We start from the raw sequence: 20,666 nt of genomic DNA on the forward strand, positions 1-20,666 counted from the left end.
TTTTATGCCTGAGCGCCGCCGCACTGTATTTGATGATATTTTTGCCGCCCGGGGCGATTTAGCTGGTAAACTGGTAAGTCATCAGCTGTCGCTCAAGACGTTGGCCCGCTCGCGTGGCAACGGATGCTTAAGAGATGGCATCGCTTTCTGATATACCCTATGAATTTCAAGTTGTAGCTAGGCGGCCAGCTCGTGAGTCCCCAGGCGCTTACTTGAGTAAGTAACTGGGGTGAGCGAGTGCAGTCAACAACGCTACAGCTTGAAAGGCGACGGGTAGAAGATTTTGCGTAATTCTCAACATCGAATGGGGAACAAGATGCGGATTAAAGCCTTACTGGGTCTTTCGGCAGCGATGCTGCTGGCGGGTTGCAGCACCACTCATGAACTGACCGCTGCGGGTCAGCAGATCAAGTTCACCGACAGCAAGCCGGCGGCGGAATGCCAGCTGCTGGGGGAAGTGACCGGCACCCAGAGCAACTGGCTGTCCGGCAACGGCGGTGAAGGCAGCTCCATGCGCGGTGCGGCCAACGATCTGCGCAACAAGGCAGCGGCGATGGGCGGCAACGTCATTTACGGCGCCAACAGCCCAAGCCAGAACCTGCTCTCCAGCTTCGCGCCGCTGGACAGCAAAATGGTCGGCCAGGTTTACAAGTGCCCGTAAGGCGCTGAGGCCTAACGCCGCGAAGAGATAAAAAAGAGGAATGCCACGGCATTCCTCTTTTCGTTTCGTCGAGCCCTGTGGCGCGCGTCACTCCTGCATCAGGCGCAGGTCGATCGGCGTTTTGCTCGGTTCGCCGCCCACTTCACGCGTCAGGCGCGGCACCAGATAACCGGACACCTTGCTCAGCAGCGCCTGCATGATGACGCGCGCTTCATCGTCGCTGACCATGAAATGCGCCGCGCCCTGCACCTTGTCCAGCACATGGATGTAATAGGGCAGGATGCCGGCGTCGAACAGCGCGTTGCTGAGCGCCGCCAGTGTATCGGCATCGTCGTTGACGTCGCGCAGCAGCACGCTTTGGTTGAGCAGCGTGACGCCGGCGAGGCGCAGCTGGGCCATGGCGCTCTGTAGCTCGCGGTCGATTTCGTTGGCGTGGTTGATGTGGGTGACCATCAGCACCTGCAGGCGCGAGGCCGACAGCAGGCGGCACAGCGCCGGCGTAATGCGCGCCGGGATCACCACCGGCAGACGGGTGTGAATGCGCAGGCGTTTCAGATGCGGGATGGCCTCCAGCTCGCCGACCAGCCACTCCAGCTCGCTGTCTTTGGCCATCAGCGGATCGCCGCCGGAAAAAATGATCTCGTCCAGTTCCGGGTGTTGGCGGATATAATCCAGCGCCTGCCGCCAGTTGTTCTTGTTGCCCTGATTATCCTGATAGGGGAAGTGACGGCGGAAACAGTAACGGCAGTTGACCGCACAGCCGCCTTTGACCAGCAGCAGCGCGCGATTGCGGTATTTGTGCAGCAGACCCGGCACCACGCTGCGCTGTTCATCCAGCGGATCGGTGGTGAACCCTGGGGCGTTGATGAACTCCTCTCTGGCGGTCAGCACCTGGCGCAGCAGCGGGTCGTTGGCATCGCCGGGGCGCATGCGCGCAGCGAAGGCGCGCGGCACGCGCAGGGCAAACAGCCGACGGGCATCGCGCCCCTGCGGCAGTTCCGGGTGCGTATTCAGTGACAAAAGCTGCAGTAATTCATCGGGATCGGTAATAACATCGGCGAGTTGATGCAACCAATCTTCTCTATGTGCCGTACTTTGGGTTATAATGTGTGCCATTTTTTTGGCTAAGCTACCAGTTCAAATATTCAGAGGGCCATCATGGCGACTTATTCTAGCAACGATTTCCGTCCGGGTCTTAAAATCATGTTCGAGGGCGAACCTTACGCCGTCGAAGCCAGTGAGTTCGTTAAGCCGGGCAAAGGCCAGGCGTTCGCGCGCGTGAAAATGCGCCGTCTGCTGACCGGCACCCGCGTGGAAAAAACCTTCAAGTCTACCGATTCTTGCGAAGGCGCAGACGTGATGGACACCAACATGAACTACCTCTACAGCGACGGTGAGTTCTACCACTTCATGCACCCTGAGTCTTTCGAACAGCATCAGGTTGACGGCAAAACCGTCGGCGACGCGGCCAAATGGCTGCAGGATAACGCAGAGTGCATCATCACCCTGTGGGATGGCCGTCCAATCGCCGTTCAGCCGCCGAACTTCATCGAAGCGGAAATCACCGATACCGATCCTGGCCTGAAAGGCGATACCGCAGGGACTGGCGGCAAGCCGGCTACCCTGAGCACCGGCGCCGTGGTAAAAGTGCCGTTGTTCGTCCAGATCGGCGAAGTGATCAAGGTTGACACTCGCTCTGGCGAATACGTCTCTCGCGTTAAGTAAGTTTCAAAACAGAGGAACCCCCGCGGTTCCTCTGTTTTATCCCATCCCCGTTCGTTGGCAGAAAATCCGCATGTTCAAGAAAACGCTGTTGGCCGTGCTCTCCCTGTTGTTCCTTTTCTCCCTCAGCAGTTGCAATACGTTTCGCGGTTTCGGCGAAGACGTTCAGCATCTCGGCGGCGCCATCTCCCGCACGGCCAGCTGATCCTGCCTTTAACCCGATGTATTTGCGCCACAAAGCCGGTCACGATCCCACACCCTCCGTCAATTTTGACTACGCTTAGAAAGCCGTACTTTTTCATCAACGACAAATAAGGACTTTCTTATGCTGAAGAAAAGTATTATCGCGATCTTCTCTTTGATGATTTTGAGCTCGCTGACCGCCTGCAATACCACCCGCGGTGTGGGTGAAGACATTCAGGCCGGCGGCAAGGCTATTCAGCGCAGCGCGGAATAATCCGCATTCCACCCGGCGGCGTTCCGGCTGCGGAGAGCCGCCACATTTCTATCCCTTGCCTGAGCGTTAACGCTGCTGCTATCCTGCCGCAGTGCGGGTGAGGTTACCCGTCATGCATCACCTCGCTAAACGGGACGACCCGTTTACGCGTCATTTTATCGGGGACGACCCCAGTGGTAGGGAGGCCGTCTCATGGCCTGGATTATTCTGCTTATCGCCGGTTTGCTCGAAGTGGTTTGGGCTATCGGTCTGAAATACACCCACGGTTTTACCCGGCTGACGCCGAGCATCATCACCATCGCCGCGATGGTGGTCAGCATGTTGCTGTTGGCCAACGCCATGAAAACGCTGCCCGCCGGCACCGCCTACGCGGTGTGGACCGGCATCGGCGCGGTGGGCGCGGCCATCATGGGCATGGTGCTGTTGGGCGAATCGACCAATATCGCGCGCATCATCAGCCTGTGCCTGATCGTGGTCGGCATACTCGGGCTGAAGTTCAGCAGTCAGTGATCGGCGGACTGCTGCACCCAGATCAGCTTGTCGGTGGCGAAACCGTAGCCTTTGGCTGTCTGCAATAAACGGTCGCGCACGGCGGCGTCAAGCGTCGGCGTGCGCGACAGGATCCACAGATAGTCGCGGTTCGGGCCGCAAACCAGCGCGTAGCCATACGCCGGATCCAGGGCAATCACGTTGTAGCCGCCATAGAAAGGGCCGAAGAACGACACTTTCAGCGCCGCGATCTGCGGTGAACCGATAAAGTAGGCTTTGCCTTCGCTTTCTTGCCATTGCTGTTTTTGCGGATTGAAGCCGCGATTGATGACGTTCAGTCCGCCGTCGGCGCGCGGGCTGTAATGGGCGGTCACCTGCTGCAAACCGCGTTCAAAACGATGATCCAGACGTGCGATCTCATACCAGGTGCCGAGATAGCGCTGGCTGTCGAAATTGTTCACGACCTTGATGTCTTTAGGCGGGGAGACGCTGCAGGCGACGGAGAGCAGGGCGGAAAGCATGACGCAAAGCTTTGACCATAAACGCATCGGTGACTCCTGTTTACCGGGGGCGAGTAGACAGTGTAGCCGATGAGAAAAGGGCGGCCAACGGGCGTTGGCCACCCGAGCGGTTTACAGCGTGACGACGCCGATGACGGTGACGACGCTGAGGATTGCCGCCAGACCGTAGAACACCCACTTGCCGGCCGGCACGTGGATCTTCAGATCGTGCATCGCATGGTGGATGCGATGCAGGCCGCACCACAGCGGCAGAATGATCATCAGCAGCAGGAACAGGCGGCCGATCAGGCTCTGGCAGAACGCCAGCACGCGCTCGTAACCCAGCGCTTCACCGGGGAACAGCCCCAGCGGCAGCAAAATGCCGATCAGCAGCACGATAGCCGGCGCGACGATCGCGCCCCACATGCCGCCGGCGCCGAACAATCCCCAGAAAACCGGCTCGTCGGAGCGTTTAGGTGCTTGATTTATCATGTTTCCTCCGGATTAGAACAGGGCCACGGCCAGGATGACCACGCTGACGACGATCGTGACGGCCCACAGCCCTTTCACGATGGGGCCCGGTCCCATTTTCTCGCTGTTGACCACGATATTGGCGGCCTTCGGCGCCAGATCGAACCAGGTTTTGGTGTGCAGCGCCGCCGCCAGCAATGCGATGACGTTGATTAACAGCACCAGCGGATTCTGCAAGAAACCGACGAAGCCGGCCCAGCTCTCGGCGCCGCCCTTCAGCGCGAACACGCCGTAGAGCAGCACGATGCTGAACCAGACTGCCAGCACCGAGGTGCCTTCGCGCAGCATGTAGAAACGGTAGAAGCCGAGCTTTTGCCACCAGGTGGGCGTCATGGTGCGCACATAGGGCTTACGTTGAGTTGTCATGGCAATTTTCTCCCTTATTGCGGCTTCAACATGGCGATCATGAAGTCTTTGGCGCTCTCCACCTTGCCTTGCTGGATAGCGGCGGCGGGATCGACGTGTTTCGGACAGACTTCGGAGCAATAGCCGACGAAGGTGCAGCTCCAGACGCCGTTTTGGCCGTTGAGCTGCGGCATGCGCTGTTTCTTGCCGTGGTCGCGGTTGTCCAGGTTATAGCGGTGCGCCAGCGTGATCGCCGCCGGGCCGATAAACTCGGGGTTGAGGCCGAACTGCGGGCACGCCGCGTAGCACAGGCCGCAGTTGATGCAGCCGGAGAACTGGTGGTATTTGGCCATCTGCGCCGGAGTCTGCACGTTCGGGCCATCCTCCGGTTTGCGATCGTTGCCGATGATGTACGGTTTGATCGCCTCCAGGCTTTCGATGAAGTGGGTCATGTCGACCACCAGATCGCGCTCGATCGGGAAGTTGCCCAGCGCTTCGACCTTCATGCCGCCGACGTAGTCGCGCAGGAAGGTTTTGCACGCCAGCTTCGGCACGCGGTTGACCATCATGCCGCAGGAGCCGCAGATCGCCATGCGGCAAGACCAGCGGTAGGAGAGGTCCGGCGCCAGGTTATCCTTGATGTAGCCCAGCGCATCGAGCAACGAGGTCTGTTCGTCGTAAGGCACGGCGTAAGTGACGAAATGCGGCTCGGCGTCGCTTTCCGGGTTATAGCGCATGACTTCGATCTTCAGGGTTTGCATCTCAGCCATTTGCCTGCTCCTTATTCTTTTTCTCCTGCGCTTCGGCTTCTGCGCCGTAGACGCGTTTGGCCGGCGGCAGCTTGGTGATTTTCACGTCGCTGTATTCGAGACGCGGCGCGCCCTGCGGATTGTGGAACGCCAGCGTATGCTTGAGGAAGTTGACGTCGTCACGCTCGGTGCAGCCTTCGTCCAGGCGCTGGTGGGCGCCGCGCGACTCTTTGCGGTTAAATGCGGAGTGCGCCATGCATTCAGCGACGTCCAGGCCATAGCCCAGCTCGATGGTGTACAGCAGATCGGTATTGAACACGCTGGTGTTGTCGGTGATTTTGACGCGCTTGAAACGTTCTTTCAGCTCGGCCAGCTTATCGATGGTTTTTTGCATCAGCTCCGGCGTGCGGTAGATGCCGCAGCCTTCTTCCATCGACAGCCCCATTTCGTCGCGGATCTTCGCCCAGTTTTCGTTGCCTTCCTGCTTCATCAGGTTGCTCAGGCGGGTTTCGACGTCGCGGGTTTGCGCATCCAGCGCGCTGCCGTTGGCCGGCGCGGTTTCCAGCGCGCGGCGCGCGGCGTGTTCACCGGCGACGCGGCCGAACACCACCAGTTCCGCCAGCGAGTTGGAGCCGAGACGGTTGGCGCCGTGCAGGCCGACGGAGGAACATTCGCCGACCGCAAACAGCCCCTTGATGCGGGTTTCGCAGTTCTGGTCGGTTTCAATGCCGCCCATGGTGTAGTGCGCGGTAGGGCGCACCGGGATCGGATCTTTCACCGGATCGACGCCGACGTAGGCCTTGGCCAGTTCACAGATGAACGGCAGCCGCTCCAGCAGCTTTTTCTCGCCCAGGTGGCGCAGATCGAGGTAGACCACGTCGCCGCGCGGGGTGGCGATGGTGCGGCCGGCGCGCCATTCGTGCCAGAAGGCCTGGGACACTTTATCGCGCGGGCCCAGCTCCATGTATTTGTTCTTCGGCTCGCCCAGCGGGGTTTCCGGGCCCATGCCGTAGTCTTGCAGGTAACGGTAGCCGTCTTTGTTCACCAGAATGCCGCCTTCGCCGCGGCAGCCCTCGGTCATCAGGATGCCGGAACCGGGCAGGCCGGTCGGGTGATATTGCACGAACTCCATGTCGCGCAGCGGTACGCCGTGGTGGAACGCCATGCCCATGCCGTCGCCGGTAACGATGCCGCCGTTGGTGTTGTAGCGATAAACGCGCCCGGCGCCGCCGGTGGCCATCACCACCGCGTTGGCGCGGATCTGCACGCGGGTGCCTTCCATCATGTTGAGCGCCACCAGGCCGCGCGCCTGGCCGTCATCCACCAGGATATCCAGCACGAAGTGCTCGTCGAAGCGTTGGATTTGCGGGTATTTCAGCGAGGTCTGGAACAGGGTGTGCAGCATGTGGAAGCCGGTCTTGTCGGCGGCGAACCAGGTGCGTTCGATCTTCATGCCGCCGAAGCGCCGCACGTTGACCGAACCGTCCGGTTTGCGGCTCCATGGGCAGCCCCACTGCTCAAGCTGGGTCATCTCGCGCGGGCACTGATGCACGAAGTGATCGACCACGTCCTGCTCGCACAGCCAGTCGCCGCCGGCGACGGTGTCGTGGAAGTGATAGTCGAAGGTATCGTGATCCTGGGTGACGGCGGCGGAGCCCCCCTCGGCGGCGACCGTGTGGCTGCGCATCGGGTAGACCTTAGAGATCAGCGCGATTTTCAGTTGGGGATTGGCTTCCGCTGCGGCTATTGCTGCACGTAAACCAGCGCCCCCGGCCCCAATAATGGCAAGATCGGCGTTAAAGGTTTGCACTGCATTCCTCCAATGTTCTTGTTAAGAACGGCAAGTTAAATATCTATGCTTAAAATTTAGCGAACTCTTCGGGTGCTAACTAATTGAACCGATTAATGTTGCTTAAAGGTTAAGGATAGATATCTCCCACCAATAATGGGGAATTAACTATACCTAAAGTTAAGTAGTCGAAATTTGATGTGATCGATTGTTTTGTCGATTAACGCTTGCCCGGCAGGCTTGTCTGTTTTTTTGCGCGTTCGGCCGGCTTTACCCTTTTTAACGCGCTTTTGCCGCCCTTTTATCGGAAATTGGCGTTATCGCCGGTTGCGCATCGTGAAGAATTTGTTTGGCTGCAAGGATGCGAGTAGACTGCATCCCCTGTTTGATTTCGGAGTTAATTACCATGAGCGAAACGGCAAGCTGGCAGCCTAGTGCACCCATCGCCAATTTGTTGAAACGCGCAGCGATTCTGGCTGAGATCCGGCGTTTCTTCGCCGATCGTGGCGTGCTGGAAGTTGAGACGCCCACCATGAGCCAGGCGACGGTCACCGACGTTCACCTGTTCCCGTTCGAGACGCGTTTCGTCGGGCCGGGGGCGGCAGAGGGCCTGACGCTATACATGATGACCAGCCCGGAATATCACATGAAGCGCCTGTTGGCGGCGGGCAGCGGCCCGATCTACCAAATGGGGCGCAGCTTCCGCAATGAAGAAGCCGGGCGGCATCACAACCCGGAATTCACCATGCTGGAGTGGTACCGTCCGCACTACGACATGTACCGCCTGATGAATGAAGTGGACGATCTGCTGCAGCAGGTGCTGGACTGCGAGAGCGCGGAGACCCTGTCCTATCAGCAGGCGTTCCTGCGTCATCTGGACATCGATCCGCTGTCGGCGGAGAAGGCGCAGCTGCGCGAAGCAGCGGCCAAACTCGATCTGAGCAACATCGCCGATACCGAAGAAGATCGCGATACGCTGCTGCAGCTGCTGTTCACCGTGGGCGTGGAACCGCATATCGGCCGTGAAAAACCGGCGTTCGTGTACCACTTCCCGGCCAGCCAGGCGGCGTTGGCGGAGATTAGCACCGAAGACCACCGCGTGGCGGAGCGTTTCGAGGTGTACTTCAAGGGTATCGAGCTGGCGAACGGTTTCCGTGAGCTGACCGACGGCCGTGAACAACAGCAGCGCTTCGAGCAGGACAACCGCAAACGCGCGGAGCGCGGCCTGCCGCAGCAACCGATCGACTACAACCTGTTGGCGGCGTTGCAGCACGGCATGCCGGAATGTTCCGGCGTGGCGCTGGGCGTGGATCGTCTGGTGATGCTGGCGCTGGGCGCCGAGAGCCTGAGCGACGTATTAGCCTTCCCGGTCGGGATCGCCTGACGTTTCAGGCGGCGAAAAAGCAAAAAGGGGGTCGGCATTTGCCGACCCCCTTTTTTATCGCGAGAAGCGCTTACAGCCCCCCGGCGTCGCGCTTGGTGTTCGGCGCCGGCGTGGACGGCGGCGTGCGGCCGTTGTTGGTCAGCCGCGACAGCGTCTCGGTACGCACCTGGAACGGCGGGTACGGCAGCGTGATGCCGTGCTCGCGGTAGCCCGCCAGGATCAGCTGGTGGATCTCATGGCGCAGCGGCATACGGTGGCCCATCTCGGCGGCGTAAATACGCATCTCGAAGATCTGAATGCCTTGTTGCAGATCGACCAGATAGACCTCCGGCGCCGGGTTATCCAGCACCAGCGCGCAGCGCTCGGCGGCGTTCATCAGGATCTTGGTCACTTCTTCGCTGTTGGCCTCGCCCGGCGCCGGTACGGTCAGCACCACACGGGTCAGGGTATCCGACAGCGACCAGTTGACGAACTGCTCGGTGATAAACGCTTTGTTCGGCACGATGATCTCTTTGCGGTCCCAGTCCGAGATGGTGGTGGCGCGGGTATTGATCTTGGTGACGGTGCCGGTCAGATTGCGGATCGTCACGGTGTCGCCGATGCGGATCGGTTTCTCGAACAGGATGATCAAGCCGGAGATGAAGTTGGAGAAGATCTCCTGCATGCCGAAGCCCAACCCCAGACTGAGCGCGGTAACCACCCACTGCAGTTTCGACCATTCGATGCCGATCCAGGCGAAGCTGAGCACCGCGCCGAACAGCAGCAGCAGGTACTTGGTGATGGTGGTGATGGCGTAGCCGGTGCCCGGGGACAGATCCAGGTGCTGCAGCACCGCCAGCTCCAGCAGCGCCGGCAGGTTGCGCACCAGCTGCATGGTGATGATCAACACCAGAATGGCGATCAGAACCGCGCCGAGGGTGATCGGATGGGCGGTTTCCACGCCGTTCACCGTCGAGGTTACGTCCCACAGCGAGATGTTTTCCAGGAAGGCGAACGCGGAGTGGATCTCCGACCACAGTACGATCACCGACACCAGCGCGATCAGCGTTAGGATCGAACGCACCAGCCGTAGCGACTGGGCGCTGATGGTGTCCAGATCGAAGTCCGAATCGTCCGGATCGATGGCGCCTTCGGTGCTGTTCGGGGTATGTGAAGTTTCGTCTTCGCCGCGGGCGCGCTGGGCCAGAATGTCGGCGCGGCGCTGCTTGGCGCGATCGAAGGCGATGCGCCGCCGCTGGATCAACATCCAACGGCGGATGATGTGGTAGACGACCAGCAGCAGGAACCAGATCGCCACCGAAGTTTCCAGACGCGCCAACAGCGCCTGCGCGGTGGTGAGGTAACCGACGGTCGAGGCCAGCGCCGCCAGCAGCGGCGCCGACAGCAACAGCCCCCAGAAGGCGCTGTTGAGCATGTTGTCGCCGGAGCCGTTTTTATCCAGATACAGCGGAATGCCGGCGCGTTTCAGGCTGTGGGTGACCAGCGCCAGCGCCAGACACAGCAGGATGAAGCACAGCCGCCCCAGGGTGTTGGCGAATTCGCGTTCTTTCAGGCTATCGAAGGTGATCAGCGCCATGATCAGCGGCACGATCAGCCAGATCGACATCTTGTAGTAGCGCATGGCGCGCGAAACCTGCTTCGCCGGCCAGCGGAAGTGCACGATGAACAGCCCCTGCGGGTGGGCGAAGGCGGCGCAGATCATGCAGATCCACAGGATCGGCAGCGTGGCGGTTACCCCTTTGCCGATCGCTTCCGCCACCGGGTAGTTCCAGGCGCTTTGCAGGCCGTAACCGAGCGCGGCCCACAGCACCGGCAGCGGCATCGCCACCAGAATCGACCAGAACACGGTGCGCACCGTCAGGAAGAATTCGTCCTGCGTCACCTTGCCGACGCGGCTGCTCGCGCGCTCGAGGAAGGCGTGGTAGTGCTTGCGCGAGCTGATGCTGAAAATCACCAGCAGCAGGGCGCCGAAGATCGGGATCAGCGTTTCGCGGCTGGTCACCATCATCATGAAGGCGCCGCCGAGTTGAGACAGCGTGTCCAGCGACAGGACGCGCGTCAGATCGTGTGCCACGTTGAGCGGGTAGGAGAAGTTGATCGGATTGACGTCCGGCACCCAGAACAAATAGCGGTGGGTGGCGTCGCGAATTTCGTTCAACGCTTCGATCAGCTGGGTGTTGGCCACCTTCAGCTTGGTCAGCTCAAGGATTTGGGTGTCGCACCCGGACAACAACGAGTTGAGCAGCTCGCGCTGGGTGCGCAGCTGGGCATCGACGATGCGTTGCTCCTGATTGGTCAGCGCGCTGCCGTCGTCGCGTTTGAATTCGCGCTGCGACAGTTTTTCCAGCTGGTTTTCAAACTGCAGGCGCTGCACGCGCAGCTGGGCCATGTCGCCGTCCAGCTGTTGCGGCTTGGGCATTTCCGGCAGTGTCGCCACCTGGGCGCGCAGGGTTTCCCCCAGCGCCGACGACGAACCGAGCCATTGGGCCTGCTCGATGATGGTGCTCAGCGCCTGGCGCACCTGCAGCGTCTGCGCCGCCGCCTGCCGCTGCTGCGATGAAATCAGATCCATGCGCTGCGCCTGGCTGTTCAGCGCGGCGGACAGTTCGCGGTTGATCTGCAACTGCTGGCTGATGCTTTTTGGCAAATCGCCGTTCTGCTCGGCCAACTGCTCGGTTTTTTCCAGCGCCAGCTCTGCTTCGCGTTGGCGTTGGGCGTTGAGGTTATTGCGCAGCGCCTGCAGCTGAACGTCTATTTTCTCGTGGCGCTTTTTATAGACCTCGGCGCGCATGCGCGCCAGCTCCTGACGGTTGTTGGCCGACAGCTGCGCCAGCTCCAGCTCGTCCACTTTGGCTTTGCGCGCCGCGGCTTCGGCCTGCAGCAGGGCCAGTGCGGCCTGCGCATACGGCGTGGTCGGGTTGGCGGGCTGCGCCTGCAGGCGGCGCTGCACTTCCGTCAGCGCACGGCGGGCGTCGGTCTGCTGCTGCGGCAGCTGGCCGAGCGAATCGCTGATCTCCCGCGTGCGATCCTGTTCTTGCTGCAGCAGGCGCGCCTGTTCCAGCAGCAGGCTGCTGGTTTGCAGGATCTGCTGTTCCAGCTCGGCGGCCGGCAGATCGTCGCCGTTAGGCAAGATCTTGTTGCTTTCCAGCACCAGCTGACGGCGCAGCTCCTGCGTCATCTTCGGAAAATCGTCGATCACCCTCTGATACTGCTCGGAGCGAGTCTGCGACTCTTTGCGCTCCGTCAGCCAGTTGAGGGCGCTTTGCAGCGCCTCAGTGGTTTCCGCCTGATTCGGCGCGTTTTTGCTGCTTTCCGCCTGCTTCAGCTCCTGTTTGAGCTGGGTCTCGGTCGGCACGGGGGCGGCCAGCGCCGGTTGCCACAGCAGGCAACCGAGCAAAAGCGTGATGAAAAGGCGCACGGCGTCGATTCCTTTAGAGCGGGGTCTGTGGCGTTTCAGCGGCGGCCGGGATTTCGGCGAAGGCTTCACCCATGCGGGTGACGGTGCCGTTATGCAGCTGCGGCGCAAACTGCACGCTGCCTGCTGTAAACAGGTTGATCACCGTGGAGCCGAGTTTGAAACGGCCCATCTCGGCGCCTTTTTCCAGCGCGATGGCGCCTTCTTCGCCGACGGCCGGGTAGGTCCAGCGCTTGATGATGCCTTCACGCGGCGGCGTGACGGTGCCGGCCCAGACGGTTTCGATGCTGCCGACGATGGTGGCGCCGACCAGGATTTGCACCATCGGCCCAATGTCGGTGTCGAATACGCAGATCACGCGCTCGTTGCGCGCGAACAGATTAGGCACGTTGGCGGCGGTGAGCGGGTTGACCGAGAACAAATCGCCCGGCACATAGATCATTTCGCGCAGCACGCCGGCGCACGGCATGTGTACGCGGTGATAGTCGCGCGGCGCCAGATAGGTGGTGGCGAACAGGCCGTTGCGGAACGGCTCGGCCAACAGATAGTTGCCGGCCAGCAGCGCTTCGAGGCTGTAGTGGTGGCCTTTGGCCTGGAAGATATGATCCTCGCGGATCGGGCCGAGCTGGCTGATGGCGCCATCGGCGGGCAGCGCCAGCCAGTTGGCGTCGGCGATGATGGGGCGCGCGCCATCGCGCAGCGGGCGCACGAAGAAGTCGTTGAAGGTGGCGTAAGACGCCAGATCCGGATTTTGCGCTTCCTGCATGTCCACGCGGTAGAAGCGGGCGAAGGTTTTGACCACCAGTTGGGTCAGCCAGCCGGCCCGTTTGTCGGCGCCCCAGCCCGCCAGGCGGGTCAGCGCCAGCTTCGGCAGCCAATATTGCAGTTTAATCTTGATGCTATCCAGCACGTTAACCTCGTGAATCAGGGTAAAGGGCGCGCATTGTAACGAGGGCTCCGCCGTCGTCAATGCTCGCTCGTCAGTGTCAGTCTGCGGCGTCCGTGAAGTTCTTGCGAACCTTCACCTGCGCCATGCTTTCCAGAATACGGTGATAGTTGTCGAACCGCTCTTGCGCGATATCGCCTTTCTCCATCGCCGCGCGAATGGCGCAGCCGGGATCGGTATCGTGGCGGCAGTCGCGGAATTTGCAACCGCCTAAATAATCACGGAATTCGACAAAACCGCGGGTGATTTGTTCCGGCTCCAGGTGCCACAGGCCAAACTCGCGCACCCCCGGGGAGTCGATCACGTCGCCGCCGTGCTGGAAATGGTACAGCCGCGCGGCGGTGGTGGTATGTTGCCCGAGGCCCGAGACGTCGGAAACCTGATTTACCAGAATTTGCTCTTCAGACGGCGGCAGCAGCGCGTTCAGCAAGCTGGACTTGCCGACCCCGGACTGACCGGCGAAGATGCTGATGCGCCCGGCCAGCGCCTGTTCGAACTCCGCCATGCCTTCCCGCGTTTGGCTGGAGACTTCCAGCACCCGGTAGCCAATCTTGCGATAGATATCCATCATGCCGTCGACCAGCTTGCGCGCTTCGGCGTCCAGCAGGTCAATTTTGTTGAGCACGATCAGCGGCTCGACTTCGAGCGTTTCGCAGGCCACCAGATAACGGTCGATGATGTTCAGTGACAGCTCGGGCAGGATCGCCGACACGATGACGATCTGATTGATATTGGCGGCGATCGGTTTCACGCCGTCATAGAAGTCCGGGCGCGTCAGCACCGAGGTGCGTTCGTGCACCGCTTCCACAATGCCTTTTACCCCTTCATGGGCGCCCAGGCCGGGGCGCCACACCACGCGATCGCCGGTCACCAGCGAACGCAATGTGCGGCGGATGTTGCAGCGGTGCTGAGTGCCATCCGGCGCCTCAACGTCGGCGTGCATGCCGAAACGACTGATGACGACGCCTTCCTGCGGCTCGCCCAGCTGGGAATCATCCGGTTCCGGTTTGTTATCGGCGCGCTTCAGACGGCGCTGATGGTTCGCCTGCACGCGGCGTTGCTGACCTTTGGACAGTTTGTTCTTACTCACTGCGCCTCACTTGAATCGGTTTTATACCTTTACGTATACGCACAGCCGCGGCGGGGGACTTGCCCCGGGCGCAGCCTTGAACCCGTCAGGGTATATGTCGCCCATGGCGACCAAAAAGACTATGATACACGCTATTTTATATTAAATAACCGTTGTTAGCCGCCGGCTGCGGCGTGTCGCCATCGGCGGCGGCCGTCGTCTCGTCCGCACAGCGTTTTTCTCTCGGCTTTTAGGCAGGAAACATCATGACAGCAAACGAAAATAACCTGATTTGGATCGATTTGGAGATGACCGGGCTGGATCCCGAGCGTGACCGCATTATCGAGATCGCCACGCTGGTCACCGACGCCAATCTGAACATCCTGGCGGAAGGGCCGGTGATCGCCGTGCACCAATCCGACGAGCAGCTGGCCTTGATGGACGAGTGGAACGTGCGCACCCATACCGGCAGCGGGCTGGTGGAGCGGGTGAAAGCCAGCCGGCAGGACGATCGCGCCGCCGAGCTGGAAACCATCGCCTTCCTGCAGCAATGGGTGCCGGCCGGTAAATCGCCGATCTGCGGCAACAGCGTGGGCCAGGATCGCCGTTTCCTGTTCCGCTACATGCCGGAGCTGGAGGCCTACTTCCATTACCGCTACCTGGACGTCAGCACGCTGAAAGAACTGGCGCGCCGTTGGAAGCCGGAAATTCTCGGCGGCTTTAAGAAGCAGGGCACCCATCAGGCGCTGGATGACATCCGCGAATCGGTGGCCGAACTGGCTTATTACCGCGAGCATTTCATTCAGCTTTAAGGCGATGGCGGCCTCTGCGGGGAAAAAATGCCGTTTTTAGCCGCTTAATTCGCCAATCTGGCGCTTTAATCGGCAATCAAACAAAAATCGCGTTTTTTTGCTTTCAGGGGCTTGCGACAAAAAGGATTTCTCGTATAATGCGCACCCCGTACCGATGAAGAATTTCGTAACGTTCCACCATCGATACGCCGGGCGGGAATAGCTCAGTTGGTAGAGCACGACCTTGCCAAGGTCGGGGTCGCGAGTTCGAGTCTCGTTTCCCGCTCCAAATTCAACAATGTCGCGATGCGGCATGATGAATAAATAAAGCAGTATCAAGCAGTACCTATGCGACGCGGGAATAGCTCAGTTGGTAGAGCGCAACCTTGCCAAGGTTGAGGTCGCGAGTTCGAGCCTCGTTTCCCGCTCCAAAAATTCAAAGGTCACGCCAGTGTTTGGTGACCGGATGCCAAAAGCATCTCAATGCGGGAATAGCTCAGTTGGTAGAGCACGACCTTGCCAAGGTCGGGGTCGCGAGTTCGAGTCTCGTTTCCCGCTCCAATTTTCTCTTCGTTTCAAACTCAAATCCAACGCCTTCTCCGGCGCGGGTTTTTGTCCCGTTTTACACACCTGCTAAAAACGTTGTGAACAGAGTTATCCACAGTCTCTGTACATAAACCCGCCAGCCTGAAAAATCAACGTCATACAAATTAAATATTTACATATTTGATTTATAAGCTTATTTATTTATCCCAAAACGTTATGCCGATCACTTGCTCTTTTTGTTGCAGTTGAAAGACAACGTGTTTTTATTTTTATGCACAAATCCACAGAGTGAGATTTCGGGCGATACGCCCGTGCGGCGCACCCCGTCAGGCATCCCTTGGCAAACCTTTTTCCACAGCCCGTATCAACCGTTTTTTCTGCGCCGTTTGCACCTCGATGCCCTGCGCTTCACGGCGAGCGAGCTGTTGCGCCAGCGCCCAGTGGATATGTTCGTCCAGCATGGCGTCCTGGTCCAAACGCGTGCGCAGCGCGAGCACGATGCTGTCCTCATAAGGCGCATTGCCCAGCGCCACGGCGATATTGCGCAGCCAGCGCAGGTGACCGATGCGGCGTATCGCCGAGCCTTCGGTGATGCGCAGGAATTTTTCTTCCGTCCAACTGAACAGATCGATCAGCTGCGGCGCATGCAGCGCGGCGCGCGGGCTGAAATCGTCTTCGTCGGTGAGTTGCGAAAATCGGTTCCACGGGCAGATCAGCTGGCAGTCGTCGCAGCCGTAGATACGGTTGCCGAGCAGCGGCCGGAATTCCTCCGGGATCGCGCCTTCCAGTTCGATGGTCAGATAGGAAATGCAGCGCCGGGCATCGACGGTGTAGGGCGCGACGATGGCCCCGGTCGGGCAAGTGGTGATGCAGGCGACGCAGCGGCCGCACTGCTCTTCCTGCGGCTTATCCACCGGCAGCGGCAGGTCGATCAGCAGTTCGCCGAGGAAAAACCAGGATCCGGCTTCGCGGTTAAGAATTAGTGAGTGTTTACCAACCCAGCCAATGCCCGCCTTGGCGGCAAGCGCGCGCTCCATGACCGGCGCCGAGTCGACAAAGGGGCGGAAATTCAGTTCGCCGCAGTAGGCCTGGATCTGATCGCCCAACTTTTTCAGGCGCTGACGCAACAGCTTGTGATAATCGCGCCCCAGCGCATAGCGGCTGACGTAGCCCAATTGCGGGTTCTGCAGGGTGCTGGCGAACGCCGCCTTGGCCGGCAGGTAGTTCATGCGTACGCTGATCACCCGCAGCGTGCCCGGCAACAGCTCGTGAGGGCGTGCGCGCAGCATGCCGTGGCGCGCCATCCACTCCATCTCGCCGTGGTACTGTTTGTCGAGCCAGGCCTGCAGCTTCGGCTCTTCCAGGCTGAGATCGGTATCGCAGATGCCAACCTGCTGGAATCCTAGCGATTGCCCCCATTGCTTGATATGTTGGGCGAGTTGATGGAGATCGAGGGGGTGCGTCATGACGGGCCACAGTGAAAAAGCATACGCTGACAGTTTACCACACTCTGTCTGGCCTGCGGATTGGATCCGTCGTTCGGAACCTGCGGCGGCGGCCTCGCTCGGTCTTTCTCTTTACGATTTAATGCTGCGCGCCGGTCAGGCGGCCTACGTACTGGCGCGCGACACTTATCCCTCCTGCAACCACTGGCTGGTGCTCTGTGGCCACGGCAACAACGGCGGCGACGGCTATGTGGTGGCGCGTTTGGCGAAGGCGGCGGGCGTGCAGGTGACGGTGATCGCCTGCGAAGGCGCACGCCCTTTGCCGCCGGAGGCCGCAGCGGCCCGCGAGGCTTGGCTGGCCGCTGGCGGCGATATTCTGCCGGCGAACAGCCGCTGGCCGGCGTCCGTCTCTCTTATTATCGACGGTCTGTTAGGCACCGGCCTGGGCAGCGCGCCGCGCGCGCCTTACGATGCGCTGATCGAGGCCGCCAACCGCCATTCGGCGCCGGTGGTGGCGCTCGATATTCCGTCCGGGCTGCTGGCGGAAAGCGGCGCGGCGCCGGGCGCGGTCGTGCGTGCCGCGCATACCGTCACGTTCATTGGCCTCAAGCCGGGCTTGCTGACCGGGCAGGCGCGCGACTGGGTCGGGCAACTTCATCAGAATACGCTAGGCTTATCGGATTGGTTGGCGAAGCAACCGGAACAGATTCAGCGGCTTACCGCCGAGGCGTTGCCGCGCTGGCTGCATCCGCGGCGCCCCTGCGCTCATAAGGGCGAGCATGGCCGTCTGCTGCTGGTGGGCGGCGACCGCGGATTCGGCGGCGCCATTCGCATGGCGGCGGAAGCGGCGCTGCGCAGCGGGGCTGGATTGGTGCGAGTGCTTACTCACATTGAGCACGTCGCGCCGCTGCTGGCGGCCAGGCCGGAGTTGATGGCGCAGGCGCTGGACGAGACGACCTTGCGGCAGGCGATGCAATGGGCGGACGTGCTGGTGATTGGCCCGGGGCTGGGCCAGGCTGAGTGGGGCAAAAACGCCTTGAACGTGCTGCAAACCAGCGATAAACCGGCCTTGTGGGACGCCGATGCGCTGAACTTGCTGGCATTAAATCCCGAGAAACGGCAGAATCGCGTGATGACTCCGCATCCCGGAGAGGCGGCGCGGCTGTTGAGCTGCAGCACTGCCGACATCGAGAGTGATCGCTTACTTGCCGTGCGTAACCTGACGGCGCGCTATGGCGGCGTGGCGGTGCTGAAAGGCGCCGGCACGCTGATCGCCGATGAGCAGGGCCAGATGGCGCTCGCCGACGTCGGCAATGCCGGCATGGCCTCCGGCGGCATGGGCGATGTGCTGTCGGGCATCATCGGCGGTTTGCTGGCGCAAAAGCTCTCGCTGTATGATGCCGCCTGTGCGGGCTGCGTCGTACACGGCGCGGCCGGCGATCGCGTAGCGGAAAGACAAGGAACAAGAGGCATGTTGGCGACCGATTTACTGCCGGACATCCTTCATTTCGTTAACCCTGAGTGGGCAAAATAGACTTTATCGAATGAAAGAACTCGTTTTACCTCTGCCGGACGAGGCAGCGACTGTCGCTTTGGGCACCACTTTGGCCAAGGCCTGCGATCGCGCCAGCGTCATCTATCTCTACGGCGACCTGGGCGCCGGTAAAACCACCTTCAGCCGTGGCTTCCTGCAGGCGTTGGGGCATCAGGGCAATGTCAAAAGCCCGACCTACACGCTGGTGGAGCCCTATGCCTTGCAGCCCTTGGCGGTATATCACTTCGATCTGTATCGCCTGGCCGATCCGGAAGAGCTTGAATTTATGGGCATTCGCGATTACTTCGCGCAAGACGCCATCTGCCTGGTCGAATGGCCGCAGCAGGGCACCGGCGTGCTGCCGGAGCCGGATCTGGCGCTGCACCTCAGCTATCAGGGCGAGGGGCGAGAGGCGAAGATCGAGGCGATTTCTGCTTACGGCAGCCAGCTGTTAGACCGTATTCATGGATCACAGGGATGATGCTGCAATGACGCATGCGTTGAAAAAATTTGCGGTCATCATGCTGATCGCCGTGCTGGGGCCGCTCGGCGCGTTGAACGCGCTGGCGGCGTCCTCGCTGTCCGATATCAAAGTGTCCAACGCCCAGCGCGAAGCGACGGTGTCGGTGAGCTTCAATGGCCCGCCGGACTACGCGTTTTTCCCGCTGCACGGCCCGGAGCGCTTGGTGCTGGACGTCAACCAGAAAGGCAAGGTCGGCGGGCTGCCGCTCAATTTCAGCGGCCAAAACCTGGTGAAAAGCATTCGCTCCAGCGCGCCGAAAGACGCTCAGAGCGTGCGCCTGGTGTTTGATCTGACTCAGCGCGCTAAAACCCGCGTCTCCACCCGCCAGAACGGCGGCGTGCACACCGTGGTATTCACCCTTACGGCCGAAGGCGGCGTCAATACCGTGGCGCGTAAAGCGCCGGTCCAAACGCCTGCGCCGGTCGCCGTCAGCCAACCGCCGCGTCAGGCGCCGGTCGCGGTGCGTGAAGCGCCGGAGCCGCCGCTGCGCAAAGCGCCGACGGGATCGAATCCCTTTACCAATAAACAGAGCGTGGTCGCGGGCACCGCCACTGAGGTGACGCCGCGCAGCAGCCGCGTTTCCGCCGGTTCCGGCGATCGGGTGGTGGTGGCGATCGACGCCGGCCACGGCGGCCAGGATCCGGGCGCCATCGGCCCGAGCGGGTTGAAGGAGAAGAATGTCACTATCGCCATCGCGCGTCGCCTGCAGGCGATGCTGGACGCCGACCCGCAGTTCAAGCCGGTGCTGACGCGTAACGGCGACTATTTTATTTCGGTGATGGGGCGTTCCGACGTTGCGCGTAAACAGGGCGCCAACGTACTGGTCTCCATCCACGCCGACGCCGCGCCAAACCGCAGCGCCAGCGGGGCTTCCGTCTGGGTGCTGTCCAATCGCCGCGCCAACAGCGAAATGGCCGGTTGGCTCGAACAGCATGAGAAGCAGTCCGAGCTGCTCGGCGGCGCCGGCGACTTGCTGGCCAACAGCCAGGCCGACCCTTATCTGAGCCAGGCGGTGCTGGATCTGCAGTTCGGCCACTCGCAGCGCGTTGGCTACGATGTGGCGGTGAAGGTGCTGCAGCAGCTGCAGAGCGTCGGATCGTTGCATAAACGCCGGCCGGAACACGCCAGCCTGGGCGTGCTGCGTTCGCCGGATATTCCATCGCTGCTGGTGGAAACAGGATTTATCAGTAATAGCACGGAGGAGCGGCTGCTGGGCAGTAGCGCGTATCAGGAGAAGATTGCCAAGGCCATTCATAACGGCCTGCGCAGCTACTTCCTGGCGCATCCGCTGCAAGCCGACCCAAAGGTGGAAAACCGACCGCTGGACGTCGCAGCGGCGGTTAACACCTCAACACCAGACGTGCGCCAGCCTGAGCCTATCGTCAGCTCGGCCGGCGAGAGCCGCAGCGTAAGCGGCAAGACCCAGATCCACGTGGTGAAACGGGCGGAGACGCTGTCCGGCATCGCCGACAGCTACGGCACGACCATGGCGGCGCTGCGGGATCTGAACAAACTGAAGAAAGACGGCGTGTGGGTCGGGCAACGCCTGAAGGTGCCGGCGGGGAAAACCGCCGCCGTCACCGCCGTCGCCAAAGCGAAAACGCCGGCGAAGAAGCCGTCTAAACATAAAGTGGCCCGCGGGGACACGCTGTCCTCCATCGCTTCTCGCTACGGGGTCAGCGTCGGCGATTTGAAACGGGTCAATAATCTGAAGTCGGACGTCGCGCCGCTGGATCGGACGCTGACCATTCCGCAGGCCTAGCGCCACCG

At 60.9% G+C, this 20,666-nt stretch carries 20 protein-coding genes and 3 tRNA genes; 13 read left to right on the plus strand and 10 right to left on the minus strand.

Annotation, left to right across the window (positions count from 1 at the left end):
* The first annotated feature begins 316 nt into the window (after positions 1–316).
* Positions 317–661 (plus strand): DUF4156 domain-containing protein, encoded by a 345-nt coding sequence (locus SERRSCBI_RS01675; protein ID WP_025305007.1) that lies wholly within the window; start codon positions 317–319, stop codon positions 659–661.
* Positions 662–748: 87 nt separating this feature from the next.
* Here the strand turns inward: SERRSCBI_RS01675 and epmB are convergent, their stop codons facing one another.
* On the minus strand, positions 749–1,777 hold the full coding sequence (epmB, locus tag SERRSCBI_RS01680; RefSeq protein ID WP_042783506.1) for an EF-P beta-lysylation protein EpmB: 1,029 nt from the start codon (positions 1,775–1,777) through the stop codon (positions 749–751).
* A 42-nt stretch (positions 1,778–1,819) separates the two neighbouring features.
* Here epmB and efp point away from each other — a divergent pair, with 42 nt between their 5' ends.
* The 4 genes from efp to sugE all read left to right on the plus strand — a co-directional run bounded on the left by efp (position 1,820) and on the right by sugE (position 3,350).
* Positions 1,820–2,386: an elongation factor P gene (gene efp, locus SERRSCBI_RS01685; protein ID WP_004929666.1), complete on the plus strand. Its 567-nt coding sequence runs from the start codon at positions 1,820–1,822 to the stop codon at positions 2,384–2,386.
* Between the two features lie 70 nt (positions 2,387–2,456).
* Positions 2,457–2,588, plus strand: coding sequence for an entericidin A/B family lipoprotein (locus tag SERRSCBI_RS01690; RefSeq protein ID WP_004929667.1), 132 nt, complete (start codon positions 2,457–2,459; stop codon positions 2,586–2,588).
* 120 nt (positions 2,589–2,708) lie between these two features.
* Positions 2,709–2,840 (plus strand): entericidin A/B family lipoprotein, encoded by a 132-nt coding sequence (locus SERRSCBI_RS01695; protein WP_004929668.1) that lies wholly within the window; start codon positions 2,709–2,711, stop codon positions 2,838–2,840.
* Between the two features lie 192 nt (positions 2,841–3,032).
* Positions 3,033–3,350, plus strand: a complete 318-nt coding sequence (gene sugE, locus SERRSCBI_RS01700; RefSeq protein WP_033641610.1) for a quaternary ammonium compound efflux SMR transporter SugE — start codon at positions 3,033–3,035, stop codon at positions 3,348–3,350.
* On the opposite strand, the gene blc is transcribed toward sugE, so the two are convergent.
* From blc to frdA, 5 genes are all read right to left on the minus strand, one after another.
* A complete protein-coding gene (gene blc, locus SERRSCBI_RS01705; protein ID WP_042783507.1) occupies positions 3,344–3,877 on the minus strand; it encodes an outer membrane lipoprotein Blc in 534 nt (177 codons plus the stop codon). The genes sugE and blc overlap by 7 nt on opposite strands.
* Before the next feature lie 84 nt (positions 3,878–3,961).
* Positions 3,962–4,321, minus strand: a complete 360-nt coding sequence (frdD, locus tag SERRSCBI_RS01710; protein ID WP_042783508.1) for a fumarate reductase subunit FrdD — start codon at positions 4,319–4,321, stop codon at positions 3,962–3,964.
* Positions 4,322–4,333: 12 nt separating this feature from the next.
* Entirely contained in the window at positions 4,334–4,726 is a 393-nt protein-coding gene (gene frdC / locus SERRSCBI_RS01715) for a fumarate reductase subunit FrdC (RefSeq protein ID WP_042783509.1), read from the minus strand.
* 14 nt (positions 4,727–4,740) lie between these two features.
* Positions 4,741–5,475 carry a succinate dehydrogenase/fumarate reductase iron-sulfur subunit gene (locus SERRSCBI_RS01720; protein ID WP_033648713.1) on the minus strand — a complete coding sequence of 245 codons (735 nt, stop codon included), beginning with the start codon at positions 5,473–5,475 and terminating at the stop codon, positions 4,741–4,743.
* A complete protein-coding gene (frdA, locus tag SERRSCBI_RS01725; protein ID WP_042783510.1) occupies positions 5,468–7,264 on the minus strand; it encodes a fumarate reductase (quinol) flavoprotein subunit in 1,797 nt (598 codons plus the stop codon). Before frdA ends, SERRSCBI_RS01720 begins: the two co-directional genes overlap by 8 nt.
* 385 nt (positions 7,265–7,649) lie before the next feature.
* Between frdA and epmA the strand changes: the two genes are divergently transcribed.
* A complete protein-coding gene (gene epmA / locus SERRSCBI_RS01730; RefSeq protein WP_004929681.1) occupies positions 7,650–8,627 on the plus strand; it encodes an elongation factor P--(R)-beta-lysine ligase in 978 nt (325 codons plus the stop codon).
* Positions 8,628–8,697: 70 nt separating this feature from the next.
* Here the strand turns inward: epmA and mscM are convergent, their stop codons facing one another.
* From mscM to rsgA, 3 genes are all read right to left on the minus strand, one after another.
* The gene (gene mscM / locus SERRSCBI_RS01735; protein WP_042783512.1) at positions 8,698–12,045 is read right to left on the minus strand and encodes a miniconductance mechanosensitive channel MscM; all 3,348 of its coding nucleotides are present in this window, start codon (positions 12,043–12,045) and stop codon (positions 8,698–8,700) included.
* 13 nt (positions 12,046–12,058) lie between these two features.
* The gene (gene asd / locus SERRSCBI_RS01740) at positions 12,059–12,952 is read right to left on the minus strand and encodes an archaetidylserine decarboxylase (RefSeq protein ID WP_042783513.1); all 894 of its coding nucleotides are present in this window, start codon (positions 12,950–12,952) and stop codon (positions 12,059–12,061) included.
* Between the two features lie 76 nt (positions 12,953–13,028).
* Positions 13,029–14,078: a small ribosomal subunit biogenesis GTPase RsgA gene (gene rsgA / locus SERRSCBI_RS01745; protein WP_033641617.1), complete on the minus strand. Its 1,050-nt coding sequence runs from the start codon at positions 14,076–14,078 to the stop codon at positions 13,029–13,031.
* A 245-nt stretch (positions 14,079–14,323) separates the two neighbouring features.
* On the opposite strand from rsgA, the gene orn reads away from it, so the two are divergent.
* The 4 genes from orn to SERRSCBI_RS01765 all read left to right on the plus strand — a co-directional run bounded on the left by orn (position 14,324) and on the right by SERRSCBI_RS01765 (position 15,409).
* The gene (gene orn / locus SERRSCBI_RS01750) at positions 14,324–14,869 is read left to right on the plus strand and encodes an oligoribonuclease (protein WP_033641618.1); all 546 of its coding nucleotides are present in this window, start codon (positions 14,324–14,326) and stop codon (positions 14,867–14,869) included.
* 192 nt (positions 14,870–15,061) lie between these two features.
* Positions 15,062–15,137: transfer RNA gene (locus tag SERRSCBI_RS01755), tRNA-Gly, on the plus strand.
* A 66-nt stretch (positions 15,138–15,203) separates the two neighbouring features.
* Positions 15,204–15,279: transfer RNA gene (locus SERRSCBI_RS01760), tRNA-Gly, on the plus strand.
* 54 nt (positions 15,280–15,333) lie between these two features.
* Positions 15,334–15,409: transfer RNA gene (locus tag SERRSCBI_RS01765), tRNA-Gly, on the plus strand.
* Positions 15,410–15,720: 311 nt separating this feature from the next.
* Here the strand turns inward: SERRSCBI_RS01765 and queG are convergent.
* Positions 15,721–16,860, minus strand: coding sequence for a tRNA epoxyqueuosine(34) reductase QueG (gene queG / locus SERRSCBI_RS01770; RefSeq protein WP_042783514.1), 1,140 nt, complete (start codon positions 16,858–16,860; stop codon positions 15,721–15,723).
* Between queG and nnr the strand changes: the two genes are divergently transcribed.
* From nnr to amiB, 3 genes are read left to right on the plus strand one after another with little or no spacing between them, the layout of a single operon-like run.
* Positions 16,859–18,373, plus strand: coding sequence for a bifunctional ADP-dependent NAD(P)H-hydrate dehydratase/NAD(P)H-hydrate epimerase (gene nnr / locus SERRSCBI_RS01775; RefSeq protein WP_042783515.1), 1,515 nt, complete (start codon positions 16,859–16,861; stop codon positions 18,371–18,373). The genes queG and nnr overlap by 2 nt on opposite strands.
* A gap of 10 nt (positions 18,374–18,383) precedes the next feature.
* The gene (gene tsaE / locus SERRSCBI_RS01780; RefSeq protein WP_025305017.1) at positions 18,384–18,854 is read left to right on the plus strand and encodes a tRNA (adenosine(37)-N6)-threonylcarbamoyltransferase complex ATPase subunit type 1 TsaE; all 471 of its coding nucleotides are present in this window, start codon (positions 18,384–18,386) and stop codon (positions 18,852–18,854) included.
* A gap of 7 nt (positions 18,855–18,861) precedes the next feature.
* On the plus strand, positions 18,862–20,658 hold the full coding sequence (gene amiB / locus SERRSCBI_RS01785; RefSeq protein ID WP_042783516.1) for an N-acetylmuramoyl-L-alanine amidase AmiB: 1,797 nt from the start codon (positions 18,862–18,864) through the stop codon (positions 20,656–20,658).
* Positions 20,659–20,666: the final 8 nt, after the last annotated feature.

Source organism: Serratia sp. SCBI (assembly GCF_000747565.1).
Lineage (GTDB): Bacteria > Pseudomonadota > Gammaproteobacteria > Enterobacterales > Enterobacteriaceae > Serratia > Serratia ureilytica.